At 59.7% G+C, this 26,740-nt stretch carries 27 protein-coding genes; 17 read left to right on the top strand and 10 right to left on the bottom strand.

Annotation, left to right across the window (positions count from 1 at the left end; translation table 11 throughout):
* Positions 1-175: 175 nt before the first annotated feature.
* Complete coding sequence (locus MKI86_RS14310; protein WP_241601573.1) at positions 176-1,066, bottom strand: LysR family transcriptional regulator; 891 nt, start codon at positions 1,064-1,066, stop codon at positions 176-178.
* A 96-nt stretch (positions 1,067-1,162) separates the two neighbouring features.
* Here MKI86_RS14310 and MKI86_RS14305 point away from each other — a divergent pair, with 96 nt between their 5' ends.
* From MKI86_RS14305 to MKI86_RS14285, 5 genes are all read left to right on the top strand, one after another.
* A complete protein-coding gene (locus tag MKI86_RS14305; RefSeq protein WP_241601572.1) occupies positions 1,163-2,221 on the top strand; it encodes an aldo/keto reductase in 1,059 nt (352 codons plus the stop codon).
* 100 nt (positions 2,222-2,321) lie between these two features.
* Entirely contained in the window at positions 2,322-2,876 is a 555-nt protein-coding gene (locus tag MKI86_RS14300; RefSeq protein WP_241601571.1) for a nuclear transport factor 2 family protein, read from the top strand.
* 128 nt (positions 2,877-3,004) lie between these two features.
* Positions 3,005-3,307, top strand: a complete 303-nt coding sequence (locus MKI86_RS14295) for an Atu4866 domain-containing protein (RefSeq protein ID WP_370879976.1) — start codon at positions 3,005-3,007, stop codon at positions 3,305-3,307.
* A 502-nt stretch (positions 3,308-3,809) separates the two neighbouring features.
* Positions 3,810-4,469 carry a transcriptional regulator gene (locus MKI86_RS14290; RefSeq protein ID WP_241601569.1) on the top strand — a complete coding sequence of 220 codons (660 nt, stop codon included), beginning with the start codon at positions 3,810-3,812 and terminating at the stop codon, positions 4,467-4,469.
* A gap of 124 nt (positions 4,470-4,593) precedes the next feature.
* A complete protein-coding gene (locus MKI86_RS14285; protein ID WP_241601568.1) occupies positions 4,594-5,091 on the top strand; it encodes a hypothetical protein in 498 nt (165 codons plus the stop codon).
* Between the two features lie 260 nt (positions 5,092-5,351).
* Here the strand turns inward: MKI86_RS14285 and MKI86_RS14280 are convergent, their stop codons facing one another.
* Together MKI86_RS14280 and MKI86_RS14275 are read right to left on the bottom strand one after the other, a co-directional pair.
* A complete protein-coding gene (locus tag MKI86_RS14280) occupies positions 5,352-6,056 on the bottom strand; it encodes a GntR family transcriptional regulator (RefSeq protein ID WP_241601567.1) in 705 nt (234 codons plus the stop codon).
* A gap of 2 nt (positions 6,057-6,058) precedes the next feature.
* Complete coding sequence (locus MKI86_RS14275; RefSeq protein ID WP_241601566.1) at positions 6,059-6,733, bottom strand: GntR family transcriptional regulator; 675 nt, start codon at positions 6,731-6,733, stop codon at positions 6,059-6,061.
* A 420-nt stretch (positions 6,734-7,153) separates the two neighbouring features.
* Here MKI86_RS14275 and MKI86_RS14270 point away from each other — a divergent pair, with 420 nt between their 5' ends.
* From MKI86_RS14270 to MKI86_RS14250, 5 genes are all read left to right on the top strand, one after another.
* The gene (locus MKI86_RS14270; RefSeq protein ID WP_241601596.1) at positions 7,154-7,984 is read left to right on the top strand and encodes a transporter substrate-binding domain-containing protein; all 831 of its coding nucleotides are present in this window, start codon (positions 7,154-7,156) and stop codon (positions 7,982-7,984) included.
* Between the two features lie 103 nt (positions 7,985-8,087).
* Positions 8,088-8,531 carry a type II 3-dehydroquinate dehydratase gene (aroQ, locus tag MKI86_RS14265; RefSeq protein ID WP_241601565.1) on the top strand — a complete coding sequence of 148 codons (444 nt, stop codon included), beginning with the start codon at positions 8,088-8,090 and terminating at the stop codon, positions 8,529-8,531.
* Positions 8,532-8,553: 22 nt separating this feature from the next.
* The gene (locus tag MKI86_RS14260; protein ID WP_241601564.1) at positions 8,554-9,222 is read left to right on the top strand and encodes an amino acid ABC transporter permease; all 669 of its coding nucleotides are present in this window, start codon (positions 8,554-8,556) and stop codon (positions 9,220-9,222) included.
* Positions 9,223-9,233: 11 nt separating this feature from the next.
* Complete coding sequence (locus tag MKI86_RS14255; protein WP_241601563.1) at positions 9,234-9,875, top strand: amino acid ABC transporter permease; 642 nt, start codon at positions 9,234-9,236, stop codon at positions 9,873-9,875.
* Between the two features lie 34 nt (positions 9,876-9,909).
* Positions 9,910-10,680 carry an amino acid ABC transporter ATP-binding protein gene (locus tag MKI86_RS14250; protein WP_370879971.1) on the top strand — a complete coding sequence of 257 codons (771 nt, stop codon included), beginning with the start codon at positions 9,910-9,912 and terminating at the stop codon, positions 10,678-10,680.
* A 70-nt stretch (positions 10,681-10,750) separates the two neighbouring features.
* On the opposite strand, the gene ggt is transcribed toward MKI86_RS14250, so the two are convergent.
* The 6 genes from ggt to MKI86_RS14220 form a co-directional block, all read right to left on the bottom strand.
* Complete coding sequence (gene ggt, locus MKI86_RS14245; RefSeq protein WP_241601562.1) at positions 10,751-12,343, bottom strand: gamma-glutamyltransferase; 1,593 nt, start codon at positions 12,341-12,343, stop codon at positions 10,751-10,753.
* Between the two features lie 237 nt (positions 12,344-12,580).
* Entirely contained in the window at positions 12,581-13,255 is a 675-nt protein-coding gene (locus tag MKI86_RS14240; RefSeq protein WP_241601561.1) for a GntR family transcriptional regulator, read from the bottom strand.
* A gap of 208 nt (positions 13,256-13,463) precedes the next feature.
* Positions 13,464-14,360, bottom strand: a complete 897-nt coding sequence (locus MKI86_RS14235) for a DMT family transporter (RefSeq protein ID WP_241601594.1) — start codon at positions 14,358-14,360, stop codon at positions 13,464-13,466.
* Between the two features lie 61 nt (positions 14,361-14,421).
* Positions 14,422-15,183, bottom strand: coding sequence for an ABC transporter ATP-binding protein (locus MKI86_RS14230; RefSeq protein ID WP_241601560.1), 762 nt, complete (start codon positions 15,181-15,183; stop codon positions 14,422-14,424).
* Entirely contained in the window at positions 15,180-16,223 is a 1,044-nt protein-coding gene (locus MKI86_RS14225) for a FecCD family ABC transporter permease (protein ID WP_241601593.1), read from the bottom strand. The genes MKI86_RS14230 and MKI86_RS14225 overlap by 4 nt, the downstream gene beginning before the upstream one ends.
* An 11-nt stretch (positions 16,224-16,234) precedes the next feature.
* Entirely contained in the window at positions 16,235-17,245 is a 1,011-nt protein-coding gene (locus MKI86_RS14220; protein ID WP_241601592.1) for an ABC transporter substrate-binding protein, read from the bottom strand.
* Positions 17,246-17,516: 271 nt separating this feature from the next.
* Here MKI86_RS14220 and MKI86_RS14215 point away from each other — a divergent pair, with 271 nt between their 5' ends.
* Positions 17,517-18,464, top strand: coding sequence for an MYG1 family protein (locus MKI86_RS14215; protein ID WP_241601559.1), 948 nt, complete (start codon positions 17,517-17,519; stop codon positions 18,462-18,464).
* 48 nt (positions 18,465-18,512) lie between these two features.
* Here the strand turns inward: MKI86_RS14215 and MKI86_RS14210 are convergent, their stop codons facing one another.
* Positions 18,513-19,721: an ROK family transcriptional regulator gene (locus MKI86_RS14210; RefSeq protein ID WP_241601558.1), complete on the bottom strand. Its 1,209-nt coding sequence runs from the start codon at positions 19,719-19,721 to the stop codon at positions 18,513-18,515.
* 156 nt (positions 19,722-19,877) lie between these two features.
* Between MKI86_RS14210 and MKI86_RS14205 the strand changes: the two genes are divergently transcribed.
* The 6 genes from MKI86_RS14205 to MKI86_RS14180 all read left to right on the top strand — a co-directional run bounded on the left by MKI86_RS14205 (position 19,878) and on the right by MKI86_RS14180 (position 26,639).
* Positions 19,878-21,425 (top strand): FGGY-family carbohydrate kinase, encoded by a 1,548-nt coding sequence (locus MKI86_RS14205; protein WP_241601557.1) that lies wholly within the window; start codon positions 19,878-19,880, stop codon positions 21,423-21,425.
* Positions 21,426-21,599: 174 nt separating this feature from the next.
* Complete coding sequence (locus MKI86_RS14200; RefSeq protein WP_241601556.1) at positions 21,600-22,601, top strand: substrate-binding domain-containing protein; 1,002 nt, start codon at positions 21,600-21,602, stop codon at positions 22,599-22,601.
* A gap of 152 nt (positions 22,602-22,753) precedes the next feature.
* Complete coding sequence (locus MKI86_RS14195; protein WP_241601555.1) at positions 22,754-23,740, top strand: ABC transporter permease; 987 nt, start codon at positions 22,754-22,756, stop codon at positions 23,738-23,740.
* Positions 23,740-24,510, top strand: coding sequence for an ATP-binding cassette domain-containing protein (locus tag MKI86_RS14190; protein ID WP_241601554.1), 771 nt, complete (start codon positions 23,740-23,742; stop codon positions 24,508-24,510). The genes MKI86_RS14195 and MKI86_RS14190 overlap by 1 nt, the downstream gene beginning before the upstream one ends.
* Positions 24,511-24,558: 48 nt before the next feature.
* Positions 24,559-25,590, top strand: coding sequence for a hypothetical protein (locus tag MKI86_RS14185; RefSeq protein WP_241601553.1), 1,032 nt, complete (start codon positions 24,559-24,561; stop codon positions 25,588-25,590).
* Positions 25,587-26,639, top strand: a complete 1,053-nt coding sequence (locus MKI86_RS14180; protein WP_241601552.1) for a carbohydrate kinase family protein — start codon at positions 25,587-25,589, stop codon at positions 26,637-26,639. The genes MKI86_RS14185 and MKI86_RS14180 overlap by 4 nt, the downstream gene beginning before the upstream one ends.
* The last annotated feature ends 101 nt before the right edge of the window (positions 26,640-26,740 follow it).

Below are 26,740 nucleotides of genomic sequence, written 5' to 3'. Positions count from 1 at the left end.
TGTCCTTATTCACGTCCATAAGGACAATCGGCCACATTCACATCAAACTGAAAAGGCGGCCCACGCCGGAGGCGTACCTTTAGGCACAAACTGCGTAGCCTGCTGACAGATCATCATATCAGAAGATCGATCGATTGGCGCATGGTATTCGCGTGATCGCCATAAAGCGTGGACACTACCGCCACCGCTTCACATGGTCGACAAGTGCGCGCAGTTTCGGAGGGAGATTGCGACGGTTGGGATAGTATAGAAAGAAGCCGGCAAAGGAAGGGCAATAGTCCTGAAGGAGAGGGATCAACTGGCCGGATTCGACATAGGGCTTGAAGGTGTCCTCCATGCCGAAGGTAATGCCGCCGCCGGCGCAGGCGATGCGGATCATAAGCCACATGTCATTGGTGGTGACCTGCGGGTCCACAGCCACATCGAAGTCGCGCCCCTGCTGCCCGAATTCCCAGCGATAGGGTGCGCTGTGCGGCGCGGGGCGCCAGCCGATACAACGATGCGCTGAGAGCTCAGAAGGGTGGTCCGGCTCGCCGAAACGTTCAATGTACGACGGCGCAGCGAAGGCGCCCTGGCGCTGATCGCCCGACACCGGAACGGCAATCATGTCCTGATCAATGACTTCCCCCAGCCGTACCCCCGCGTCATAACCTTCCGCGACAATGTCGAATTCCTCGTCCGTGACAGTCACGTCGATCTGAATGGCGGGAAAGCCGTCGGCGAAACGCGCCAGAAGCGGGCCGGAGATGAACTGTTCGGCGATGGATGACACCGCAAGCCGCAGCAGCCCGCTTGGTGCGCTGTCGCGATCTGCCGTCGCGTCGAGCGCCAGCCCGACTTCGGAAATCGCCGGCGCCACCCGCTGATACAGTTGTTCACCGGCCTCCGTGAGGCTGACACTGCGCGTCGTGCGCCGTACCAGCGCGACTCCCAGCCGATCCTCGAGACGACGGATCGCTTGGCTGATTGCTGGCCGTGTCACGCCGAGATTCTCCGCGGCCACGCGGAAGCTGCGCGCTTCCGCGATTGCCAGAAAGACTGAAATGCCGTTCAGATCGATTGCCATTGGTTAGATACATTTACCAGATTGGAAATCATTGGGCAAATTGTCCGATCCTATCGACGCGCTTAACTTGGGTTTCGCAACCAGGAGATAGCTGACATGGCGATTGATCATTACAAACTTCTTGGACGGTCGGGATTGCGCGTTTCGCCGTTGAGCTTGGGAACGATGACCTTTGGGTCCGACTGGGGGTGGGGTGCGGACGGTGACGAGGCGCGCCGCATCTTCGATCTCTATGTTGACCGGGGCGGCAACTTCGTAGACACGTCGGTGAACTATACCGACGGCGGCGCCGAACGCCTCCTTGGCACCTTCATTGGCGACAAGCGCGACCGTATCGTCCTTGCGACGAAATTCACCATGGCGCGCGACCCGAGCAACCCGAACTCGGGCGGTAACCACCGTCTGAACATGGTGCGCTCCGTCGAACAGAGCCTCGCACAACTCAGTACGGATCGGATTGACCTCCTTTATCTTCACGCATGGGACATGACGACCCGGCCGGATGAAGTTATGAGGGCACTCGACGACCTCGTTCGCTCTGGGAAAGTGCTCTACCTCGGCATCTGCAACACGTCTGCATGGCGCGTTGCACAGATGCAGACGCTTGCCGACATCCGCGGCTGGTCTCCGTTCGTGGCGCTGCAGATTGAATACAGCCTCGTCGAGAGGACCGTCGAGCACGAACTTCTGCCGGCGGCTGCCGCGCTTGGTCTTGGGGTTCTCCCGTGGTCGCCGCTCGGCGGAGGCGTGCTCACCGGCAAGTACTCGCTTGCCGATGTCGAGGATTCGCGCGAGGCGGCCGTGTCTGCCAGCCGGAAAGGTGTCATCGCTGCGTCCGGACATTTGAACAAACGTGCGATCGAAATATCGAGCGAGGTTAAGGCCGTCGCGGAGGAAGCAAACGCCACGCCGTCGCGCGTGGCACTTGCCTGGACGCTGGCCAATCCAGCTGTTGTTTCCTCCATCATCGGTGCCCGGACGCTTGGCCAAGCCGAGGACAATCTCAAAGCGCTGGATCTTCGGCTGACGTCGGAGCAACTCGACCGACTGAACCGGATCAGCGAACCGAGTCCCGTCTTTCCCGATCGCTTCACGCAGCGTCCCCTCGTGCAACAATTGATCTTTGGCGGTTCTGCCGTCGAACGCCGCGAATGACCGTTCGAGCGACATTTGGCCCGGCGACGATGCATGCAACGTCAGTGCGGGTCGATGGGGCGCTCGACAGGCAATGAGTAACCAGTAAAGGACCGATACCATGACCATTCTTCCTACACACCAACGGGTTGCCAGGGTGAGCAGAATTGCTGTGATCACAATAGCGCTGATCTCGTTCACCCTGCCGGTCACAGCCTACGCCATCACCACGGCAACGCAGGTGCAGTCCCCAGACAATGCCACAATCGAGCAACGGAACCGCGCGATCGTCGAAGCCGCCTTCGAAAAATGGCGCGGGGGCACTTACGTCTTTGGGGACCTTCTTGCTCCCGACGTCGTCTGGACGATCCATGGCTCTGGCCCGGTGGCGGGCACTTATCGCAACCAGAAGGACTTTATCGAGCAGGCCTCGCTTCCGCTGACAAGCCGCCTCGCGACGCCGGTCGTGCCGGAGGTGCGCGACATCTTCGCCGACGGCGACACGATCATCATACGCTTCGACGGATCGGCGACCACGACGTCCGGCGCACCCTATCGCAATCAGTTTGTCTGGATATTTCAGATGAAGGATGGCCTCGTCGTCAAGGCGGAAGCCTTCCTGGACCTCGTTGCCTATCAGCAGGTTGTCGATAACAACGCCCCGCGTTCCCAATGACCGGTGCCTGCGGTTCGGCAGACCTGATGTCTGTCGAACCGAAACTGCGCCCCATGCGCCGTCACCTCTAGACCGACAACAGTAACGCTTGACGGAGCCACATCATGCGACAGTCACTTGCGGCACTCATGGCCGCCACCCTTTCCTTTCAATCCGCAGAAGCGCAGGAGACCAATTTGCAACCCAACCACCCCTATGTCGGCATGTGGGTCACCGACGACAACCGTGTTCGACACGAACTTCTACCGAGCGGGCGTTACGTCGAGGCCCGCGGGCAGCGAGAGCGTGCCTATGAAGGACGCTACGAAGTCGATGGGACGCATATCGAGTACTGGGACGACACGGGCTTCACTGCCGATGGCGACTTCGTGGATGCGAACACATTGCATCATGGCGGTATGATCCTGCGCCGCAAGCCAGTGATGCCTTGATAGGCAGGATGAGCCTTTCCATCGGGAAAACCACAGATCGGTGGGCTGCCGGTAAATCCATCTAGCATGAGGACGATAGGCGGGTTCTTCCCATTGTCCGGCAGGTTCAGGATGCCGGCGAGGCCCTTCCGCCATTGTCGATCCTCACTGCGTTTTCCGCAGCATGGCTGGTGGTTGATGCGAGGGCAAGAAGCAGCGTTGCCGCAAGGGAGCAGGCGTTCATGATAGTTCACCTCTTTATCGTTAGCTTTGCGCAGTCTTTGCAAAGTCCTCCGTCATGCCAATTTCGCGTTAATGAGAAAGGTGACGCGAACAGAAGCAACACCTGAGAAGTGTTGTTCGTTGCAAGGCGGCCGTCCTTAACGGGCATCAGCCGCAAACACAGAGTAATTCTAGGGTCACAGTGGGGCTGGACTGATAGGCATCCAATCATTATGCAGTAGGTCTGCGGCTGGCCTGATGCGCCGCCGAACATTTCCTTGGATATGCAGGGCTTCCAACTTTGAAAAAAACGCAACGCAGTTTTTCCGTCGAATATAAGGGTCGACGAAAGCCGGACCCCAAGTCCAACTCCATCTGGGGCGGCATCGATCTCAAGTCTGTTGCCCGCGATGTCGAGGCGGCACCATACCCGCCAGCAGATGAACCGGATGGCCAATCCGCTGGCGATGTGCTTGCGACAGACACCGAGACGGTCGGGCCGTTCTTGACACAACCGGTTCGACAGCACACAACTGAAGCCGCTAACGAGGAGACGAACATGGCCGATGAAAGCGAAACGATGACCACTGGTGATGCCCCGGCCGTTGTTGAAACGCCCACCTTGCCGAAGAAGCAACGCCAGCCCCGGGCTAAGAAAGTGGCCGCAGACCCCGCTTCTGTTGGCACTGTGGCGGAAACGGCCGCCGTTTCAACGGAAGCCGTTGGAAAGCAGAAGCGGGGTCGCAAAGCAAAAGCGGTCGAAGCTGCAAGCCCTGCAAAGCGCAAGCCCGTGAAGCGTGCTCCCAAGACGGTACAGGCGGCATCTGCCGTCTCCCCGGCGATTGACGACATCGCGGATCTGCTGCAGCTGGAAGAAGAAAACCAGAAGCTGCGCAAGCTGCTTGCCGAAAAGCTGCGCGCTGAAAACGCCGATCTGCGCAAGCGGCTGAAGCTCGACTGATCGAGGCAGGTGGCCAATTGTTGGCCGCATGGTCATGCGTTTCGTGACGAGTGTTCTGATGGCGCCTGGCTGCGACCAACGGTGAACGCGCAGTCTGCGAACGGATAAATGCGGGGTCGAACAAATGGCGTCTCCATGGAAGTTGCTTGCCCGATTAGTGTCGCCGCGACGCCAGCCAGCGCAGGACGAGGCGACGGACGAGGGCGCAAGCCCGGCCGTTTCGCCGGTCGTTGGCTCGACGGATAAGCCAGGGGCCGTCGATGAACTTGACGGTCCCTCCGCCGCGCACGGGCCTCTCGAAGAGACCGGTAGCGACCAGGCGACTGGCGGGACGTTGGAGAAAGACAATGCCGACGTCCCGACAGACAACACAGCCTCGCTGGACGATGCTGCTCCAAAGATCAAGAAGACCGCCAAGGCCGTCTCGCGCAGGCGATCAGGACGTCCCAAAGCAGTCGAGACCTCCGCTGCTGTCGTGCAGACCGACCCGGTTGCCCGCACCATCTCCGAGGACATGAGCGGCCTGAACGACGAGATCAGGTTTCTTCGGGAGCAATTGGCGAACAAGCTTCGCCTGCAGAATACGCAACTGAGGAAGATGCTGGACAGGTTCGAGCGCTGAACGTGCCACGAGCTGGCGGTGGTTTGACACCGCAGATCCTCAGGCTGACAATCGTGACTTCATCATGCCGCGCCTCCCGATCATCGAGAAGTCGTCGACAAGCGGATCCTTGGTGACCCGATGCACCATACAGATCTGGGATCGCCTGTTAGAGGCTTTAGTCGCTTGCTCGGATAAAGCGAGATGTACGAAAAGGCGGTTGCGAATTCGTTCGCACAGCCATTGGTTCAGGCCAGATCAAGCTATCGAATTGGGGAGCCTCATTTTCCTGAAAGAAATTTCGGTTCTTTCAGGATATGGTCAATTCCTCTCTGCACGTGGCTTGTTATGATCTGCCTTGCGCCATCGGCATCTCTTGCCAGCGCTCGTTCAAAGAGCAGCTTGTGATCGTCAACGACAGCCTTGCCTCGGAAGCTTCCAGCAAGCATATGATATCGCAGGAAGCGGTCGAATACCGACGATAGGCTTTGAAGAAGCGTCATCGAATTGCTCGCGGCAACGATCGCCCGATGGAATTCCCAATCGCATCGGACCCAGTCGATCGTACGGGTAGTATCGCCAGCGAGAAGCCGGCGTTCCACTGCCGCCAGTCGATGATGGGCAGCGACGATCGATCCTTCCCATTCAAGATCCCCGACTGCAAATGACAGGCCGATTGCATGGCATTCCAACACGGTACGAAGGTCGGCCAGCTCCGTCAGTTCCTGCCTGGAAACGGGGCTCACTTCGAACCCGCGCTGCCCTTCCGCAAGCACGAGGTTCTCTGCCGATAATCTGGACAGGATCTCGCGCAGTGAGGAAATGCCGATCGAATATCGCTCGCGGGCCCTCTCCAGCTTGATCTTGGAGCCGGGCGGCAGGATTCCCATTATGATGTCGTGTCGCAAACGCCGAAAGACCGCATCGCTGATGCTTTCGCCAAGGTCATTCACCCGTTCGTGCTCACCTGATCGTTCTTCGTGCATGATCAATCCTGAAGGGGGGACTTGCCCGCCAATGCATGTTCGACACCACCCTGAATGTGCAGACCGAGGATTTTCTTCGCGGTCTCCTGATCTCGCTTGAGGGCGGCGTCCAGGAGCTGCCTGTGTTCGTCCTCGGCGATCTTGCCGCGATAGGAGAGGGCAACCATTTGGTAGCGCAGGTACTTGTCGAAGACGGCGGCATGGGTTTCCATCAGCAGTCTGGACCCACAGGCGGAAATCAGAGCCTGATGAAACTCCCAGTCGTAACGCTTCCAGGCTTCTGTCTGGCTGGTATCCCCGCTGGCCATGATGCTTTCCATGCGTGCCAGTTTGTAATGGGCCGATGCGAGCCGGGCCTCCCAATCGACGTCGCCCCGTGCGAAGGACTGCTCAAGCGCGTGCGTCTCCAGCAACAGACGCAGCGCGGCAATCTCTTTCAGGTCGGTTGAAGACATCGGTGCCACATGAAAGCCCCGTTGGCCCTCCGCCACGACGAGACCTTCGGAGGCGAGCCGGCTCAGGATCTCCCTGAGTGTACTGATGCTGGTGTCGTAGGCTTCCTTGAGCTTTTCAAGCTTCAACTTCTGCCCTGGGGCAAGGCGTCCGAACATGATGTCGGCCCGAATGCGCTTGTAGCTACTTTCGGCGATGGTTTCGGTTGCTAGATCGGACAGCATGCGCTCATCTCAGAGATTTTCTAATTCCTCATACATATTGCGTCCGCTTATTTAAACCCGCCTGCAAAGCAATCGGAACAATTCAGGCGTAGTGATCTGCGTCTATTCGTATGTGGCCCGGCATGGCCCTAGGGCAATCGCTGTGCGATTCCCACCCGACTGGGCCGGCATTACTCACAGTTTTCGGTAAATCAACCGATCGAGGCGGTGACGACCGACGTTTTTCATCATCCTTCCCTCGGGCAGTCGTCTCAACCTCTTAAATCCGTATAGCAATTTTCCATGTGAATGCCGAAATGAATTTTATCGGAGATTTTATAAAAACTCAGTTGATTTGCAATTGGCCTTATGCCAGTTTTTGTGTGGTGCCGGTTGGAGGAGAGCTTGCCGGCCCCTTGGTTACTGGAGGAGGAGTACTTTATGTTTGGATTCAAATTGAATCGGCGTCACGCCCTGATGGGCGCCGCGGCAATTGTCGCCGCAGTATCGTTTTCGCAGCCGGCAGCAGCGATCACGCCTGAGGAAATCAAGGCGAAGGGCAAGTTGGTCGTCGGCATTCAGGGCGATAACCCGCCATGGGGTTTCGTCACCAGCGCCGGCAAGCAAGATGGTTTCGATGCCGATATGGGCGCCCTGTTCGCCAAGGAACTCGGTGTCGAGGTGGAATTCGTTCCGCTGGAAGTGAACAATCGCATTCCCGCGCTGACCTCAGGGCGTGTCGACATTTTGTTCGCAACGATGGCCATGTTGCCGGATCGCGCCAAAGCCGTGCAGTTCAGCCAGCCATACAATGCCAACGCCATCGTTCTGATTGGCCCGAAGGACAAATCCATCAAGACGAACGAGGACATGGCCGGCTTGACCATCAGCGTCGCCAAGGGTGCAGCCCAGGATACCCAGGTCACGAAGAATGCACCGTCCACCGCAACCATCCGCCGTTATGACGGTGATGCAGCGAGTGTTCAGGCGCTGGTTTCCGGCCAGACCGACGCGCTCGGCGGCAACATCTTCTATCTTGATCGTGTCGAGAAGGCTGTCCCTGGCAAATTCGAGAACAAGCTCGAGTTCCAGAAGCTCTACAATGGCGCGTGCACGCGTCTCGGCGAGAAAGAGCTTAACGTCGCGGTGAACGCATTCATCGACAAGATCAAGGCCAATGGCGAACTGAAGACGATCTATGACAAGTGGATGAAGGTTCCCGTGCCGGAGTTCCCAACCAGTCTGGAAGGCATTCCGTTCACTGCGAACTGAGCTACGGCTCTTCGTAAAGCCTGTATTTTTGAGGCGGCACCAGACAGCGGTGCAGGCGTCGGCGTCCGTTTACACGTGCGCCGATGCTGCCTGGAGTTTTTCCATGAGCAAGACGATCTTTGTCCTTAACGGCCCCAATCTCAACCTTCTTGGTGAACGCGAGCCTTCCATTTATGGCTCCACGACCCTGTGTGACATCAGGGACCGATGCGAAGCGAAAGCCGTGTCCCTTGGTTTCACAGTCGATTTCCGCCAGACGAATTTTGAGGGGGAGCTGGTCGAGTCCGTCCACCAGGCGCGAAAGGATGCATGCGGCATCATCATCAATCCGGCGGCATACACTTTCACATCCATAGCTCTTCTGGACGCCTTGAAAACCTTCGATGGCCCGAAGATCGAACTGCATATATCCAACGTGCATGCGCGTGAGAGCATCTATCACAATTCCCTGATTTCCCGGACGGCGACCGGGGTCATGATTGGTTTCGGGGCAGCTGGTTACGAACTGGCTATCGAGGCGATGGCGGGTCTGGCAAGGCCGTCCTGAACAGTGTGCCGCAGGAGATGTCATGAATTACACCCTTGATTTCACTCCGGTCATCGACGGTCTTCCCAACCTTCTCTGGGCTTGTCTCGGAACATTCACGCTGGCTATCTCCGGCATGCTTCTGGCGATCGTCATCGGCATCGGCGGCGTCATTCTGCGCCAGTCAAGAGTCAAGCTATTGCGTTGGCTTGTGATTGGCTTTGTCGAGCTGATACGCAACACGCCGTTTCTGGTGCAGATCTTCTTCATCTACTTCGCGCTGCCGCTGGCGGGTATCCGGCTCGATCCGACCCCGACCGCCATCATCGCGCTCGGCATCAACGGCGGGGCCTACGCCATCGAGATCATCCGGGGTGGGGTGCAATCGATCTCGAAAGGCCAGACGGAGGCGGGGCTGGCGCTCGGGCTGCACAAAGCCCAGGTCTTTCGCCTGATCATCCTCAAGCCGGCGCTGAGGACGATCTATCCATCGCTCACCAGCCAGTTCATCCTGCTGACGCTGACGACGAGCATCGCATCTGCAATCTCGGCTTATGAACTGACGTCGGTGTCGCAGCGGATCGAGTCTGACAGCTTCCGCAGCTTCGAGGTCTATTTCACCGTGACCGTGTTCTATCTCTTCATTTCGTGGGTGATGATGCGCATCTTCGCATTCTTCTCCGCCCGCTACTTCAGCTACCCGCTCAGATAGGAGGAGATCCAATGGGACGTGAGGAGTTTCTTTTCCTGCTGACAGGGCTCAAATGGACGGTCGCGCTGTCCGCGGTCGCCTTCGTGTGCGGCTGTGTTGCCGGGCTGATGGTGGCCTTGCTGCGCACGTCCGGCGTCGCCATCATCGAGCGTCTGACGGCTGGCTATATCGCGGTTTTCCAGGGCACGCCGCTCCTGATGCAGCTTTTCGTGGTGTATTACGGCCTTGCCCTGATTGGTATCCAGATGGATGCGTGGGCCGCGGTCTCGGTCGGCCTGACGCTTCATGCCAGCGCCTTTCTTGGAGAAATCTGGCGCGGATCGATTGAAGCAGTCCCCCGCGGCCAGACGGAGGCGGCAAAGGCGCTGAGCCTTGGTTACATATCGCGCATGAAGGACGTCGTGCTTCCCCAGGCGATCCGCATCTCGCTGCCGGCGACGGTCGGCTTCCTGGTGCAGCTCATCAAGGGCACATCGCTCGCCTCGATCGTCGGTTTCACCGAGCTTACCCGCGCAGGCAACATCATCTCAAACCAGATATTCCAGCCACTGACCGTCTTTGGCATCGTTGGAGCGCTGTATTTCCTGATGTGCTGCCCGCTGACTATCTATGGTGCCCATCTCGAGCGCAAGTTCCTGACTGCCAGCCGCTAGATCGTGCATGGCGAGAACGCCCGGAGTTTCATTGATGAGCCAGGTACGAACCACCGAAAATTCCATCGAGCCGATGATCAGCCTGTCCGGCGTGGGCAAATGGTATGGCGCTTTTCAGGCCCTCGATAGCATCAACATGTCTGTCGCGAAGGGGGAAAAGATCGTGCTGTGCGGCCCTTCGGGAAGCGGCAAATCCACGCTCATCCGTTGCATCAATCATCTGGAAGCCTATCAGAAAGGCGATATCCATGTCGGCGGTGTTCGGCTCGGGCACGGAGCGAACGCGATCGATGCCGTTCGCCGCGAAGTCGGCATGGTCTTCCAGCAGTTCAATCTCTTTCCGCATCTGACCGTGCTGCAGAACTGCATGCTGGCCCCGATGCGGGCGCTCGGTCTTAATAAGGCGCAAGCGGAGGATCGAGCCCGCACATTGCTGGAACGGGTCAAGATTTCCGAGCAGTCAGAGAAATATCCCGCCCAACTTTCCGGGGGGCAGCAGCAGCGCGTTGCCATTGCGCGCGCCCTTTGCATGCGGCCGAAGGCGATGCTGTTCGATGAGCCGACATCCGCGCTCGATCCGGAGATGGTCAAGGAAGTGCTCGATACGATGATTGCACTGGCCGAAGAGGGGATGACGATGATCTGCGTGACCCATGAAATGGGTTTTGCTCGCCAGGTTGCCGATCGCATCGTCTTCATGGCCAGCGGCGTGATCGTCGAGGAGGCCCCTCCCGCCGAGTTCTTCTCCAATCCGAAACATGAACGCACCCGAAAATTCCTAGGGGAGGTTCTCGGGCGGCATTGATGCGATCGGGCTCGTGCACCGGGGCACCGGGGCATCGGGGCGCCGAGGCCAACAGGCAAGGAACCTGCCCCTAGATCCCAAGTGCGATGCCATCCTTGCGCGATTCCGACCCGCCGATCAGCGTACCGTTTTCCCAGCCGATGCGGATCGCCTGCGCCCCGCCGATCGGCCCTTCGGCAGCAACGAGCGAGAAACCGCGGCGTTCGAGCTCGCTTGCGGTGGTGGCCGGCAGCGTATGTTCGGCTTCGACGAGCGTGCCTTCGGATTTAGGGATGAGGCGTGGCAAATCGATCGCCTCCTGAAGGTCCATGCCGTAATCGAAGACCTTGGAGATAAGGTGAGCGTGGCCCATTGCCTGATAATAGCCGCCCATCACGCCGAAGGGCATTTCCACGCGGCCGTTTCGCGTGACCATGCCGGGAATGATGGTGTGCAGCGGCCTCTTGCCCGGCGCCACGACATTGGGATGACCCGGCTTCAAGGAGAAGCTCTGACCGCGATTGTGCAGCACAACGCCAGACCGTGGTGCGACAAGACCGGTACCGAAGCTGTCGAAGACCGAGTTGATGAAACTAACGGCATTGCGCTCGCGGTCCACCACGGAAATATAGACCGTGTCACGGTGCAACGGCATGTCGAAGGGCGGAAGATCCGTCAGGGCGCGCTTTAGGTCGATCATGCTCGCCAGCCGGTCGGCGAGAGCGCCTGACAACAATTCCTCGACGGGTACCTGCGCCTTGTCCGGGTCTGCGATCCAGGCGTCGCGTGCGGCATAGGCGAGCCGTGTCGCCTCTATTTCCAGATGCAGCCTGTCAGGCGACTGCGGATCGCCCTTGGCGTCGAAACGACCGAGGATGTTGAGGATCAGCAGGGCGATGATGCCCTGTCCGTTCGGTGGGCATTCGTGGATGGTATGGCCCCGAAAATCCGTTGTGACGGGCGTTACGTAATCGCCCCGCGCATCCGAGAAATCCTCAAGGGTGTGCAGGCCGCCGAGCGCGCGCAGATAGGACACCATGTCATCCGCCACTGCCCCCGTATAGAACCCGTCGCGCCCCTCGGCCGCGATGCGCCTTAGCGTGGCTGCGAGCTCCGGCTGATGGTGTACCTCGCCGATCCTGGGCGCGCGCCCCTTTGGCAGGAAGATGCGCGCAGCGGCCGGGTCCGAGGCCAGCAACGTCTCTTCCAGCATCCAGTCATGATGGACGCGCGGGCTGATCGCATAGCCATCCTCAGCGAAACGAATGGCCGGTGCCAGCACGTCGGTAAAGGGCATTCGGCCGTGATCGGCATGCAGCCGCGTCCACGCATCAATTGCGCCCGGAATGGTCACGGCGGAGGGTGATTGCCGCGGTACTTCGGCAAGCCCGCGCTCGGTGAACCAGTCGAGCGTCAGCGCTGCCGGCGTGCGGCCGGATCCGTTGTAGGCGACAACTTTGTCGGACCCGGCGGGTGCATACAGCACGAAGCAATCACCGCCGATGCCCGTCGAGCCCGGTTCGACGACGCATTGCATCGCCGAAGCAGCAATTGCCGCATCCATCGCGTTGCCGCCAGCCTCGAGGATTTGCAATGCGACGAGTGTTGCGGAGGGATGCGAAGTTGCCGCCATTGCGTGGCGGGCAACAGCAACGGAGCGGGTCGGCTTTTCGAAGTTGCGCATTCTTGTCGTCCCCTTGTTCGACGAATTTTGTTGGGCCGGTCGGCCACGCGGGTGTGGGCTTCAACGTGCTCTGTGCAAGCGATTCCGCAACGAACATTGTGTCGTGAAGGCAGCCGTCAGCACGGCCATGCGACGGATCGACATGACTTTTCCTCTTCGCTCAAGCCGTCATAGACGGCGGTTCCCTGTCCCTGCCGGATGGTTTCCCCGGCTTTGGATACTTTAGCCGAACGACGCTTAACGCCGGCCGGGACTTGCGAATTCGGCAAGCAAGGGTGCGGTGCCGAGAATGTGTTCCTGCATGATCTGATCTGCTTGAAGTGCGTTGCCCTGCGCCAGGGCGCGGATCAAACGCTCATGTTCTTCGCGGGCGGACAGCGGCTTGTCGGCGTAGTCGAACCAGATGCGCATATAGGGCTCGATCACGACATGCAGTGCGTTGATCTTTCGGATAAGCTTCGGTCGGCCGCTCAGCTTGTAGATCAGCGCGTGGAACTCCTGATGCCGCACGACCCAATCGCTGCTGCCGGCCTGTCCGGCACGTTCCATACGGTCGAGCAGCTGCTCAAGTTCGAGAAATGTATCGGGGTCCATTTTCGGCGCCGCCAATCGCACCGCCAGCCCTTCGAGAACCGATCTGATCTCGAATATCTCATAAATCTCGTCCAATGTGAGACCCGCGACGATGCATCCGCGGTTCGGGCGTAGCGTCACGAGCCCCTCCGCGGCCAGACGGCGGAAGGCTTCGCGCACGGGCATACGGCTCATGCCGATCTCGGCCGCAATCTCCTCCGGTTTCAGCCGATCGCCTGGCTTGTAGCGGCAAAGCCGCAAGCCTTTCTGAAGGTAGAGATAAGCTTCCTCTTCGGCAGTCGTGGGGGGCTGGTCGAACGAGGCGGTGATTGAGGTCATGGAGGTATTCTGGATTTTTGTATCCACTTATCCAATCATGACGGTGGCGTCTCGTCAAGGTTCATCGCCAAGGTTCGGTGATCGGGAAGATACGCATCCGCCGCCAAGAAGCAGCTAGGGCCGAATCTCACCCGGTGTTTATGCATTTCCAATACGACCACTGCGGAAACTGGCAATTCCTGCAACACTGACCACTCTCCGGAGAGTGCTATCGCTTTTTCCAGTGACGGCGTCCTTCAAACGCGGCCATCGCCGCTCCGGCCAGAACGAGCGGAAGCGCTGTCAGGAATGCCACGGACAAGGGTGTGTCGAACAGGAGCGTGTCGGCGATGACCGGCCAGATGATTGCAAGGTATTCGAACGGCGCAAGCAGGGAAGCCTCGGCGTGCCTGAAAGCCAGCGTCATGGCAATATGTGCAAAGCCTCCGAGAAGTCCGGCTAGAATGAGCATCATCAGTCCGTAGCTATCCGGCATAACCCATCCGAATGGGATGGTTGCGATACCACCCAGCATCGAGGCAATCACAAAGTAGAAGGCGATAGCGCCCGGATTTTCGGTCCGGCTCAGGCTCCGGACCATGATAAGCGCACATGCAGTCAGAATGCCCATCAGCAGGCCGAAGACATATCCCCACAGACGATCGCCGTTGAGATCCCCGTTGCCAGTTTCCGGCCATACGAGAACCAAAACCCCAGTAAGCCCCAGCAGGACACCGCCGACGCGCCAGATCGTTACGCGTTCGGAGAGAAGGAGAACGCCGGCTATGCTCGTAAAGGTGGGAGACAGGTAGCTGAGCAAGGTCGCTTCGGCCAATGGCAGCCGGGCAATCGATGCAAAGGACGCGAACATCGCCGCGGCGCCAAGGCTGGAGCGCAGGAGATGCCCGAGGGGGCGCCTGGTTGCCAGGCCATGCGGGAACTCTTTCCGTAGCCAAAGGAAGATAACGAGCGGGATCAACGCGAATGCCGACCGGAAGAAGACGATCTCGCCAACGGGTATCTCAGCCGACATGGCCTTGATGCAGATCGACATGCCGGCAAACAGGAAGCCGGAAAGGATGCGAAGCGCAATTCCTACGGACGGCTTCTCGGATACTTCGTTCACTCTCGATCCTTCACAGCATATCGACGGCCGTGTGACCACCGCCCCTGGGGCGGGTCGCCGGTCAACGCACGAAATGGATGTGCGGTTTGGCATGATAGGGTGAGGGGGAAACGTGCGCCTCCACGGAGAAGACGTCCCTGAGCAGCGCGCTGGTCAGCACATCTTCTGGCGCCCCGGAAGCGACGATTTTTCCCGCCTGCATGACAAGCAGCCGATCGCAAAACATAGCCGCATGGTTCAGGTCATGCAGCGCAATGATGCTGGTTACGGCAAGCTCCGAGACGAGCCGCAGAAGGCTGATCTGATGATGAACGTCGAGATGGTTGGTCGGTTCATCAAGGATGAGTTCTTTCGGCGACTGGGCAAGCGCGCGGGCGAGGTGGGCGCGCTGCTTCTCCCCACCCGACAAGCTCTGCCATGTGTCGTTGCGTTTTGCGGTGAGTTCCGTTCGATCGAGCGCGTTGTTGACGGCCGAGTCGTCATCGCTGGTCCAGCCCGAAAACATCGATCGATGTGGGAAACGACCAAGCTTGACGACATCCACGACCTTGAGGTTTGCGTTGGTCGTGGCGTGCTGCTCGATGAAGGCCACGCGCTGCGCAATGGATCGTCGCCGGATCCTGTCCATGCTTTGCCCATCAAGCGTGACTTGTCCTGAAAGAGGCCGCTTCAGCCCTGCCAGCAGCCGGAGCAGGGAGGTCTTGCCCGAGCCATTCGGCCCGAGTAATCCCAGCATTTCTCCCGGCTTAGCAATGAGCGAGACATCGTTGACGATTGTCTTCGAACCGACCTTCCAGACCAGATTTTCCGCCCTGATACTCATGATGCCCGCTGGAGCTTGTAGAGAATGATGGAGAAGAAGGGCACGCCCACCAGTGCGGTCACGACGCCAATCGGCAATACCTGCTGCGGGATCAGCGTGCGCGAGGCGATATCAGCCAGAACCATGAACACCGCACCCGTTACTGCGCAGGCGGGGAGAAGCCTGGAATGAAGTGGCCCCACCACGAAGCGGGCGGCATGCGGAACCACAAGCCCGACGAAGCCGATCGTGCCGACCATGCTGACGATAGTCGCGGTAATGACCGCCGTCAGCGCAAAAAGGATGATGCGCATTCGACCGACGTCGATCCCGAGGGAGGAGGCCGCCTCATCGCCGAAGGCGAAAGCGTCAAGCACACGAGAATAGAAGAGGCACACGATCAATCCCAAGCCGACGACGACGGAAACCAGCACAAATTCCGGCCAGCGAACGCCGCCGAAGCTGCCGAGTAGCCAGAACATCACGTCGCGCGCCTGCTGCGCATTGCCGGAGGTGGTGACGATATACGACGTTGCCGCATTGAAGAGCTGCGATGTCGCAACACCGGCCAGGATCGTTCTGTCTGCTCCGCCGCGCGCACCGTTGGACAGCAGCGCCACGAACAGAAATGCTGCGAATGCCCCGGCGAAAGCGCCTGCCGAGAGCGAAAGAGTACCCGCACCAATGCCTAGAATGACGACCGCCACGGCACCGGTGGAGGCACCGGCGGAAATGCCCAGCACGTAAGGTTCTGCCAAGGGATTGCGCAGCAGCGCCTGCATGATCGCGCCGCATAGCGCCAGGCCCGCGCCGCAGAACACCGCGACCAGCGCACGGCTCAGCCGGTACTCCCAAATCACGGTCTCATGGATCGGATTGAGCTGGACCATCGTCCAGCCCAGTCTGTTCGTGATGGCCGAGTAGGTGGTCGACAAGGGGATCGGCATGTCACCAATCCCCACGCTGATGCCGACGACCAGCGCTATGGCAGCCAGCGAGCCCAAGGCAAGCGCCACGACCGCCCAGAGGTGTTGCGATTGTCTCCCAGACGAACTGCGGATGGTTTCGGTGGTCACTTCAGGCCTAGCGTTTTCAACTGCTCGGCGATTTGCTCGGCGCCGTAGATCGTGCGCACGGTCGGATTCATGGCCTGACCGTCCATGATCACGATCGCCTTGTTCTTGACTGCCGGCATCTGGCTCGTGCCAGGATCCGTCGTCAGGAACTTGATCTTGGCCTCCGATTTATCCAGGTCCCAGCGGTTGCGATCGACCTGCGCGACGACGACGACATCGGGATTGCTGGCGATGATGCTTTCCCAGCCAAGAGCAGGAGACTCGGCCTCTGACGTTATGGCGTTCGTTCCGCCCAGCACATCGGCAATATAACCGGACGCACTGTTCTTGCCGCCAAGATAGGCATCCGCCGACGGCGAGGGGCTGGAGAACCAGAAGACGTAGGACAGCTTCTTTCCGTCCTTCGGTGCGTCGGCGCGCAGCGCAGCCTCACGCTTCTTCAGATCTGCAATGAGCGCGTCTCCCCGATCGCGCACGTCAAAAATCTGGGCGATCTCATCGATCTCCTGGTAGAGTGTGTCCGGATTCCAGAGCTCCGACCGGTCGCCATAACCGAACTTGTCCTTGGCTCCCCCTTCGGCGACGCAGGTGCTCGGCGAGATATAGCTTGGCACGCCAACCTTCTCGAAGTCCTCTCGCTTGGCGACCTTGCTCGACGGGCCGATCAGGCTGGGCAAGGCGGCAGCGACGAAATCCGGGGTCTGCGCCAGAATGGCCTCGAAGGTCGGAAACTCGACGGTCAACACTTTGACCTTCGCATTGGCTTCGGCGAGTTGCGGAAGCACCTTGTTCGGCCAGAAGGCCGTGCCTACCATCCTGTCCTCGAGGCCGAGCAGCAGCATGATCTCTGCACTGTTCTGGCCAAGTCCGACGGCGCGTTCCGGGGCCTTGTCGAACGTCACCTTTGCACCGCAGTTGTCTATCGTGAGCGGATAGGCGGTTGACGCCGCAAGAGTCGGTGTCGCGAGCATGCCGATAGTCGCGCAAATTCCTGCAACTGCAAACATCCTGTTCATCGTCTCACTCATCCTTTTCATGGTCTCGACCAAATATGTGCCTCCTGTAATCGCCAGCGCCGAGGAAAACAAGATTACTTTCCTCATCTTTCTTTTGCGCGCTCCGGATCATTCGAGCGGCCGAGTTCCGCCAACGGAGTGTTCCCGCGTAAGCTGGCTGCCCATCGTGAGGATTACATTGCGCCGCCCTCTTGAAAGCTCGTTGTCCAATCCGTATCCCACACTGGATTTGCAACACTCAAGATCGACAGGCTGACCAAGCATGGCCCCAGACTTCCTCGTCACTCATTCCGGCGGCTTTCATGCTGACGAACTGTTATCGAGCGTCATCCTGACCCGGCTGTTTCCGCGCGCCAACGTCATCCGAAGCCGTGCGCCGGAGTGGATCACCCCAGGTTCCGACAAGATCATCTATGACGTGGGTGGAGCATACGATCCGGATGCCGGGATTTTCGATCATCACCAGCGAGGTGCCCCGCTTCGCGACGACGGCCAGCCCTTCAGTTCTTTCGGGTTGATTTGGCGCCGGTTTGGACGCGATTATCTAAATGCCTTGAGTATTCCCGCTCTGGACATCGACCCTCTTCACGATGGGTTCGATCGTGATTTCGTGCTGCCTGTCGACCTCATGGACAATGGTGCCCTTAGTCCATCGTCGGCTGGGGTTCTTTCCAAGCTTACGCTGCCTGTCCTCCTCGAGACACTGAAACCGGTTTTCGACGATAACGGGCCACGGGCCGATGATCGTGCCTTCCATGAGGCACTATCCATAGCGCGCAGTTTCGTAGAAGCGGCCATTCGCCAAAGTGCCGCAAAACTTCGAGCGCACGCAATCGTCCTTCAGGCAATTGCGGCGGCCGGCGATAACCGGATATTGGAGCTTCCGATGGGAATGCCCTTCCGCCCGGCGATCGTGAAGGCGGGTGCGGATCATATGTTGTTCGTCGTTCATCCGCGAGAGACCGACTGGTGCATTACCGGCATCCGGCGATCAAGCGATGGGTTCGAGCTGCGGGCCGATCTCCCGGCGAGTTGGGCAGGTCTGGCCGGCACTGATCTCGCAATGGCGACTGGAGTCGCTGATGCAACATTCTGTCACAACGGGCGGTTTATTGCAGCGGCAAGGACGCGGGAGGCAGCGCTCGAATTGGCGAGAATAGCGGTTGCACAGGCGCTCGCGCATGATGAAACACGCCAACTCCCAGCATAGTCGCTCAACGTTTTACACGGCTCGGAAGGTTGTCGAAACCACCGATGTTCAATCGGTGCAATTGCAATATCGCTCAAGCAATTGATCGATCTTCGCGGCGCCAAACAGGTCGTCCAATATGAGATATGCTGCTCCGAACATCGCACTGTCCTCTTGCGCGGTCGATAGCACAATCGAGAGATTGCGCGTCGCGAGCGGAAGACAGCGCTGATAGACGAGCTCGCGAATGCCCGAAAGCAGCAAGTCTCCACCTCGCGCCAGGGTGCCGCCGATGACGATCAGGCTCGGATTGAGGATGCTGACGACATCGGAAACGACCTCGCCGATGGTTCGTCCCGCCGCCCGTAGCAGCATCAGGGCCTCGGGTTTGCGCTGATCGACGAGGTAGATGACGTCGCGCGCCGTTTCCGCGCGAAAGCCGCGCGCGGACAGGTCGCGCGCAATTGCCCAGCCGGCAGCGCGCGCCTCGATGCATCCGAATTTTCCGCACCGGCAGAGTGGCGCATCGTCCGACAGGAACTGGATGTGGCCGATATCACCCGCAGCGCCCTGCGCGCCGCGAAAAAGCCGCCCGCCGGCGATCATGCCACTTCCGATGCCTGTCCCGATTTTGACGAAGACCATGTCGTCTATGGCCGGAAAACGGCGCTTGTGCTCGCAGATCGTCATCAGGTTCACGTCGTTCTCGACATAGACCGGTACCGCGAAACGGTTCTTCAGCCAACCTATGATGTCGAATTCATCCCAACCGGGCAGGACGGATGGGCCGACAACGCAGCCGCGCTTGAAGTCGACCGGGGCCGGCAGGCTTAACCCGATCCCGACGAACAGGCGGTTCGCCTTCCGTGCTTCTACTGCCAGGGCGGCAATCGCATCGCTGATTTGTGTAAGCGTGTCGTCGGGACCGCTGGTGATCGAGAAGGGCAGCGTCGTCTCGGCCAGAACGGCTGGCTGCAAATCCATGGCTGCAAGATGGATATGCGTTTCGCCAATGTTGGCGACAATCACGAACCCGCTGGCCGCGTTGATCGCCAGTAGCCGCGTTGGGCGTCCGCCACTTGGAAGGGTGTCCTGCGTCTCACGCACGAGCCCGCTTGCCAGAAGCCCGTTCAGCCGTTGTGTGACCGTGGCGCGTGAAAGGCCCGACGCTTCCAGAAGCTCGGCGCGCGATGTCGCTACGCCCGACGCTATCAGGGAAAGTAGGCTTCCCGCGCCATCGATCATCGTCCTGTCGAAATCAGGGTTCGGTTTTTTCATGCAAAGCTCCCGTCGTTCCCGCTCTAGCGGGAAAGGTCGGCGAAATAAAGCGACGCGTTTCAATGTTCTGGCCGATTATGTATAATAAAATACATAACATTGCTATTTATGTATTTTTTTGTATGTATCGCATGATTGCGGGTGGAGAGATCGTTCGTGCGTAAATATCTGATCGGGTTGGACTACGGCTCCGAATCTGCAAGGGGCGTGCTGGTCGATGCCGAAACGGGGCAAGAGATGGCCCATCATGTCCATCCCTATCGCCACGGGATCATGACGGATGTCCTGCTTGACGGAAGTCGCATCCCCTCCGGTTTCTCGCTGCAGAACGCCGATGATTATACGGAGGCAGCGGTCGACATTCTCTCGCAGTTGGGGCGCGGACGAACGATTGCCGGCATCGGGCTCGGTTTTACAGCCAGTTCGCCGCTTCCGGCTCGTGCCGACGGCGTGCCGCTTTCGCGACTATACCCTGGCGATCCGCACGCCTATGTAAAACTCTGGAAGCACAACGCGCAGGCCTATGCGGACAGCATAAACGCCCGCCCTGGACCATTTCTCGACAACTTCGGTGGCCGCGTTTCCGGCGAATGGCTGCTGGCGAAGGCCGCGCAGATTGCGGCCGAAGCGCCGGATGTGTGGACGGCGACGGAACGGTACATCGAGAGCGGCGATTGGCTTGTCTGGCAATTGACCGGACACGAGGCGCGGGGCCTGGGCTTCGCCGCCTTCAAGGCACAATTTTCCGCCGCTTCCGGTTATCCGAAGGACATCGTGGGTGATCTTCAGGAGCGGCTTTCAATCCCCCTGCCGGTCGGGTCAGCCGCGGGGGCGCTATCGGCGGGCTGGCGTGACGTAACGGGCATTCAGGGAGCAGCTGTCGTCGCGGTGGCAGTCATCGATTCGCACGTCTTGTTGCCGGCCATCGGCGCTGTTTCGCCGCGCTGTTTTGTCGGTGCGCTGGGAACGTCTGCTGCCTACCTTTATCTCGGGAACGAGTACCGTCCGTTGCCACCCGGCATCGAAGGCGTTGCCTTCGATGGATCCGTACGGCAGCTCTGGTGTTACGAGGCGGGCCAGCCGAGTTTCGGCGATACGCTTGCATGGTTCGTGCGTACGTTTCCGCGCGGCGCGGATATGCCGGCAAGCTTCCTTGCCTACAACGAAGAGGCTGCCGGGCTCGAACCTGCAGCCGGCCGTCTTGTCGCGATCGACTGGTTGGGCGGGAACCGCGTGCCGTTCGCCGACGGTAATCTCTCGGGTCTGCTTGCCGGCCTGACCCGCCAGACGACAGCGGGCGAAATCTATCTTGCCCTCATGGAGGGTCTCTGTTTTGGTGCGCGAACGATCTTCGACCTTTTTCCTGCAGGAGGGTTGCCGGTGGACCGCGTGTTGATGGCAAGCGGCCTTGCGCGCGCAAATCCGTTGCTGGTGCAGATGATGGCTGACATTCTCGATTGTGTCGTAGAAGTGCCCGATATTGAAAACGCTACCGCCGTGGGCGCTGCAATCCATGGTGCCGTCGCCAGTGGTGTGGTCGAGACCTATACTGAAGGTGCCACACGCATCGGTGCGCAACGGTTCACGCGCATCGAGCCGAGGGCCAAGAGCGCTTGCCGCTACCGATCCGTCTATGAAGTTTACCGCGGGCTTACTTCAGGCGGCGCTGTTCACTCGGCTATGCATGCGCTTCGCAATCTCTGAAAGAAGCAGTGTCTTTGCGTTGTTCTTATTTTGGATAAAAACATACAAAAGGGACGCTATTAGTATTTGACTTTATCCAAAAGAAGTGCGCAAATTCTCTTGGCCTTTGAGGAGAGGCTGCGCCGACCGCGAGAGCCAAAGGCTCGGCGGCGTCATCAAATTTGGGAGGATTTCATGTCGCTTCATCGCATTCGCACATCCGTGCGTTCCACGGCTTTCGGCGCGCTCGGCCTCGCGCTAGGCCTGGCTTTTTTTGCTGGTTCGGCTTCGGCTGAAGAGGTCATCGTCGGCCTCGTCACGAAAACCGAGGTCAATCCGTTCTTCGTCAAGATGCGCCAGGCGGCCGACGCCCGCGCCAAGGAAAAGGGCGTGAAGCTGATAGCGCGCGCCGGCAAGTTCGACGGCGACAATGAAGGCCAGGTCGCCGCCATCGAGGATCTTATCAGCGCGGGTGCAAAAGGTATTCTGGTCACCCCGAACAATTCGTCAGGCATGCTCGACGTCATCAAGAAGGCACGCGAGGCCGGCGTGCTTGTAATCGCGCTCGACACGGCAACGGATCCGGCGGATGCTGTCGACGCGACCTTCGCCACCGACAATTTCGAGGCCGGTGTGCAGCAGGGGACTTATGCCCGCAAGGCGCTCGGCGACAAGACGGCCGTCGTCGCCATGCTTGACGGCACGCCGGGTGGTACCGTCGACACTTTCCGTCACGATGGCTACCTGAAGGGTTTCGGCATCGCCGAAGGCGATCCGTCGATTGCCGGTGCGGCCATTACAAATGGTGCACAGGATAAGGGCCAGGTCGGCATGGAGAACCTGCTCTCCAAGAACGGCGACATCAACGCCGTCTATACGATCAACGAACCCGCGGCCGCCGGCGCCTATGCAGCCCTTAAGTCGTTTGGCAAGGAAGGCGAGGTCATGCTGACCTCGATCGACGGTGGGTGTGCCGGTGTTCGCGACGTCAAGGACGGCAAGATCGCCGCAACCGTCATGCAATTCCCCTACAAGATGGCCGCTATGGGTGTCGACGCCGTAGTGGAATACGCAGCCACGGGAAAAAAGCCGAGCGGCTTCGTCAATACCGGTTCTTTCCTGATTACGGACAAGCCGGTCGAAGGCCTGGAATCGAAGGATACCGCCTGGGGACTTGAAAACTGCTGGGGTGATTAAACGCTTTCTCCCGGTGGGGCCACGTGACGTTCGTGCCGAGCGTGGCCCCGTTTCGGGGCAATTTGCGTCCGTGAGCACAGAGCCGGCTGCTGGCAGCCTGCCTATGCCGAAGGGGCAATGCCGTGCAAGATGACCATCAGCATGAGATCGCCATGACAACAGCCACCGTTTCTCCAGCCGACGCATCGCGAAGCCTGAAATCGCGCATCTTGGGTGCGCCCTCGGCGGGGCCGCTTCTGGTGCTGATCGGGTTCTGCCTGATTTTCGCACTCAGCAACCCGCGCTTCCTAGCAACGCACAACCTGTCGATTATCCTGCAGCAAACCGTCATCATCGGTGTGCTGGCCATCGGCCAGACATTGGTCATCCTGACGGCCGGCATTGACCTCGCTGTCGGCGCCATCTGCGTTCTCGGCACGATCGTCGCGGGCAAGCTTGTCAACCTTGGCTACGATCCCGTTCTTTCGATGGGCTTCGCCATCCTGCTTTGCACAGCGGCCGGGCTTGCCGCCGGCGGCCTCGTCAGCGGGCTCCGGCTTCCGCCCTTCATTGTGACGCTCGGTATCCTCGGCATTCTGACGGCCGCCCTGCGGCTGATTTCAGCGGGCGGCGCTTTTCCGGTGCGCGATCCCTTTCTCGCCTGGACAGGCAACACGATGAAGCTCGGCGGCTTCGTGCTGACCTATGGTGTGCTGATCATGTTCGCGCTCTACGCCGTTGTCTGGTATCTGCTGAACCAGACGAAATGGGGCCGCCATGTCTATGCGATCGGCAACAACACCGAGGCTGCGCGCCTCGTCGGTATCCCGGTGCGACGCCATCTGCTCTCGGTCTACCTGCTCGCGGGCCTGATCTACGGTATCGCCGCCTGGCTCGCACTCGGCCGCATACCCAATGCCGATCCCAACGCGATGCAGAGCGCGAACCTCGATTCCATCACTGCTGTCGTCATCGGCGGCACCAGCCTTTTCGGCGGGCGCGGCGGCCTCATCGGCACGCTGATCGGTGCGCTCATCGTCGGCGTCCTGCGCAACGGTCTCACGCTCGCCGGCATCGATCCGCTCTGGCAGGACCTTGTGACGGGTATCCTCGTCATTATCGCCGTCGCGCTCGATCAGATGTCCCGGAGGAAAAACTGATGTCTGCCGAGACCACGCCCCATATCGTTCTCGAGGCACGCAACGTGGTGAAAACCTATGGCCATGTCACTGCACTCGACGGCGTCGACTTCGAACTACGCGCCGGCGAAATCCTTGCTGTCGTCGGCGATAATGGTGCCGGCAAGAGCACGCTGATCAAGGCGCTGACCGGTGCGTTGCACCCGACCAGCGGGGAAATTCTGCTGGACGGTGTTCCGATCCACTTTAAGGGTCCGCTCGATGCGCGCCATGCCGGTATCGAGACGGTATATCAGGATCTGGCCGTCGCCCCGGCGCTCGACATCGCGTCCAATCTGTTCCTCGGCCGTGAATTGCGTGCACCGGGCCTCCTGGGCAGCCTCTTTCGTCGTCTTGACAAGAAGAAGATGCGCGAGGAAGCCCGGCGCGCGATGAACGAATTGAAGTTCCGTCTGCCGGCCATCGATAATCCTGTCGAGTCGCTCTCTGGCGGACAGAGACAAGGGGTGGCCGTCGCGCGTGCGGCGCTCTTCGCCCGCAAACTGGTCATCATGGACGAGCCGACCGCCGCGCTTGGCGTGCGGGAGACCGGGCAGGTTCTGGAACTCATCCGTTCGATCCGCGATCGCGGCCTGGCCGTTGTGCTAATCAGCCACAATATGCCCAACGTCTTCGATATCGCCGACCGCATTCACATCATGCGGCTCGGCCGACGTGCGGCGGTGGTGTCGCCGAAAACCCATACCATGAACGATGTCGTCGCCATCATGACCGGTGCCGCGACGGCCTGAGCCTTCCCGCCCGCCTAAGGCAGGGCCGCAACGAAAGGAACCAATCCCATGTACCGCCTCGACCAGAAGCTTGCGCGCATCCGCGCCGGTCAGTACACGCGTAACGACTTCATCATCGCCGACGCCAAGGATGGCGACATGGGGCCGAGCATGACGTCATGCGGTCCCAAGCGCGCAAAAGACGGTAGCTGGTCGCGTCACTACACTCGGCCCGAATTCCTGGAGAACATCCGCGCCGTTGTCGAGCAGGATCTCGTCGATATCATGCTGACATCCGCCTCCAACATGGAGGCGCTGATCGAGATGGGCGTTTACCGCAACAGCGCGGTGAAGCCTGCAATCCGCGCCAACGACACGACAGATGTCTGGGTCTGCCGCGGCGCGACCTATTCGAAACAGCCGTCGCGTCCTTTCCGGACGGCATCTCTTTCGCGCGTTGCCACCGGCACCATCGACCCGGCGCCGGGCGCTCCGATCACCGGCACGGACCTCGGGCTTTATTCCATCACGTTCAACAACGATCTCGACCATGACTACCAGGCGCTGGAGGCGTTCCATGCGTTCCGGGAGGACGCTGCGCGCAACAATTTCAAATACTTCCTCGAAGTCTTCAATCCGAATGTCGATTCCGGTATCGCGCCTGACATGGTGCCGCACTATGTCAACGACGTCATGATGCGCTGCCTTGCCGGTGTGACGAAGGCGGACCGGCCGCAGTTCCTCAAAATCCCGTTCAACGGGGCCAAGGCAATGGAGGAACTCGCCTCCTATGATCCGAGCGTCATCGTCGGCGTCCTCGGTGGCGGCGCTGGAACGACGCGCGATTGCTTCGAACTCCTGCACCAGGCCGAACGTTTCGGCGCACGGGTGGCCTTGTTCGGCCGCAAGATCAACCTTGCCGAAAATCCGTTGGAAATGGTGCGTTTCATGCGCGAGGTCGCTTCGGGAACCATTGTACCCTCCGAGGCCGTGAAGGCCTATCACGCGAGCCTTGCGAAGGACGGCATCAAACCTATTCGCGACCTCGCAGAGGATAACGTCGTCACCGAAGCCGTTCTCAAGGCGGAACAGTCGAAATGACCAGCGGCCGGCGGGGTATTCTCACAGCCGGCACGTGGTGTGTCGATTACAATCGCACGGTCAGCCACTGGCCCGGCGAGGATGGCCTTGCCGAACTGTTCGAGGAAGAGCGTCACGGCGGGGGATCGGGCTGCAATCTCGCCGTTGACATCAAGCTGCTCGATCCATCCATCCCAGTCGAGACGATCGCTCTTGTCGGAGACGATGACGATGGCCGCTTCCTCATGGCGACCGCCAAGGCCGCCGGGATCGATACGCGGCAGATGAGGACAACGGAAGGCGCCGCCACCCAGTTCTGCGATGCCTTCGTGTCGCGCGCAACGCACAGACGCACCCATATCTTCCATGCCGGAACAGGCGCACTGTTAACGCCTGAGCATTTCGATTTTACCGAAACACGCATGCGCTTTTTGCATCTCGGGCTGCCGGGCGTGCATCGCATTCTTGATGCACCTTGGCACGATGAGCCGAATGGTTGGGTGGCTGTGCTGAAAAAGGCGCGCGCGGCCGGCCTGCTGACGAATATGGAATTGGCCAGCATCGAGCCGAAGCTGATGGCCGCGCTTGTCGCACCATGCCTGCCGCATCTCGATTATCTCATTGTAAATGACCTGGAGATCGGGGCGATTGCCGGAATCGAGACCGCTCTGGCCGGTGCGCCGGACAGGAACGCATGCATCAGGGCGGCGCAGGCGGTCATGCAGCGGGGCGCGATGAAGCTCGTTGCCGTGCATTGCCCGGGCTTCGCGATCGCCGTAACGCGTGACGGGGAGCATGCGGTCCTGCCCTCGGTTGCCATTCCCGAAAGCGAGATCAAGGGGGCAAACGGTGCGGGCGACGCTTTTGCCGCTGGCATGATCTATGGCCTTCATGAGGATTGGCCAATGTCACAATCATTGCAACTTGCTCATGCCGCCGCCGCCGCGTCCCTTCGCAGCATCTCCACAACCGGCGCGATCGTACCCTGGCGGGAGTGCTTGTCGCTTGCACAAACGTGGGGTGTTCGAGGCCCCGTAGGTGATGGCCAGTTTCCTGCCGATGCTTATTGAACAAATAGGACGGAAGCGTTCCCTCGGTGGCCGAGCTGCCGATCGCGTTATGACAAGGTGTATGGCCAGCGGAGCGATGGGCAAGGGCCCTCTTGGGCTCG

Origin of the sequence: Shinella sedimenti, assembly GCF_022601905.1 — a bacterium.
GTDB lineage: Bacteria > Pseudomonadota > Alphaproteobacteria > Rhizobiales > Rhizobiaceae > Shinella > Shinella sedimenti.
The sequence above is the reverse complement of the archived record's forward strand: the minus strand, read 5'-3'. Positions and strand labels throughout refer to the sequence as shown.

Excerpts from the sequence above, each read along its gene's own strand:
- MKI86_RS14310 (WP_241601573.1), bottom strand. The coding sequence starts at position 1,066 with ATGGCAATCGATCTGAACGGCATTTCAGTCTTTCTGGCAATCGCGGAA.
- MKI86_RS14195 (WP_241601555.1), top strand. The coding sequence starts at position 22,754 with ATGACAACAGCCACCGTTTCTCCAGCCGACGCATCGCGAAGCCTGAAA.
- MKI86_RS14275 (WP_241601566.1), bottom strand. The coding sequence starts at position 6,733 with ATGCTGTCCGATCTAGCAACCGAAACCATCGCCGAAAGTAGCTACAAG.
- aroQ (WP_241601565.1), top strand. The coding sequence starts at position 8,088 with ATGAGCAAGACGATCTTTGTCCTTAACGGCCCCAATCTCAACCTTCTT.
- MKI86_RS14190 (WP_241601554.1), top strand. The coding sequence starts at position 23,740 with ATGTCTGCCGAGACCACGCCCCATATCGTTCTCGAGGCACGCAACGTG.
- MKI86_RS14300 (WP_241601571.1), top strand. The coding sequence starts at position 2,322 with ATGACCATTCTTCCTACACACCAACGGGTTGCCAGGGTGAGCAGAATT.
- ggt (WP_241601562.1), bottom strand. The coding sequence starts at position 12,343 with ATGCGCAACTTCGAAAAGCCGACCCGCTCCGTTGCTGTTGCCCGCCAC.
- MKI86_RS14295 (WP_370879976.1), top strand. The coding sequence starts at position 3,005 with ATGGCCGCCACCCTTTCCTTTCAATCCGCAGAAGCGCAGGAGACCAAT.
- MKI86_RS14255 (WP_241601563.1), top strand. The coding sequence starts at position 9,234 with ATGGGACGTGAGGAGTTTCTTTTCCTGCTGACAGGGCTCAAATGGACG.
- MKI86_RS14260 (WP_241601564.1), top strand. The coding sequence starts at position 8,554 with ATGAATTACACCCTTGATTTCACTCCGGTCATCGACGGTCTTCCCAAC.
- MKI86_RS14240 (WP_241601561.1), bottom strand. The coding sequence starts at position 13,255 with ATGACCTCAATCACCGCCTCGTTCGACCAGCCCCCCACGACTGCCGAA.
- MKI86_RS14230 (WP_241601560.1), bottom strand. The coding sequence starts at position 15,183 with ATGAGTATCAGGGCGGAAAATCTGGTCTGGAAGGTCGGTTCGAAGACA.
- MKI86_RS14185 (WP_241601553.1), top strand. The coding sequence starts at position 24,559 with ATGTACCGCCTCGACCAGAAGCTTGCGCGCATCCGCGCCGGTCAGTAC.
- MKI86_RS14270 (WP_241601596.1), top strand. The coding sequence starts at position 7,154 with ATGTTTGGATTCAAATTGAATCGGCGTCACGCCCTGATGGGCGCCGCG.
- MKI86_RS14305 (WP_241601572.1), top strand. The coding sequence starts at position 1,163 with ATGGCGATTGATCATTACAAACTTCTTGGACGGTCGGGATTGCGCGTT.
- MKI86_RS14180 (WP_241601552.1), top strand. The coding sequence starts at position 25,587 with ATGACCAGCGGCCGGCGGGGTATTCTCACAGCCGGCACGTGGTGTGTC.
- MKI86_RS14250 (WP_370879971.1), top strand. The coding sequence starts at position 9,910 with ATGAGCCAGGTACGAACCACCGAAAATTCCATCGAGCCGATGATCAGC.
- MKI86_RS14200 (WP_241601556.1), top strand. The coding sequence starts at position 21,600 with ATGTCGCTTCATCGCATTCGCACATCCGTGCGTTCCACGGCTTTCGGC.
- MKI86_RS14215 (WP_241601559.1), top strand. The coding sequence starts at position 17,517 with ATGGCCCCAGACTTCCTCGTCACTCATTCCGGCGGCTTTCATGCTGAC.
- MKI86_RS14285 (WP_241601568.1), top strand. The coding sequence starts at position 4,594 with ATGGCGTCTCCATGGAAGTTGCTTGCCCGATTAGTGTCGCCGCGACGC.
- MKI86_RS14220 (WP_241601592.1), bottom strand. The coding sequence starts at position 17,245 with ATGTTTGCAGTTGCAGGAATTTGCGCGACTATCGGCATGCTCGCGACA.
- MKI86_RS14210 (WP_241601558.1), bottom strand. The coding sequence starts at position 19,721 with ATGAAAAAACCGAACCCTGATTTCGACAGGACGATGATCGATGGCGCG.
- MKI86_RS14280 (WP_241601567.1), bottom strand. The coding sequence starts at position 6,056 with ATGCACGAAGAACGATCAGGTGAGCACGAACGGGTGAATGACCTTGGC.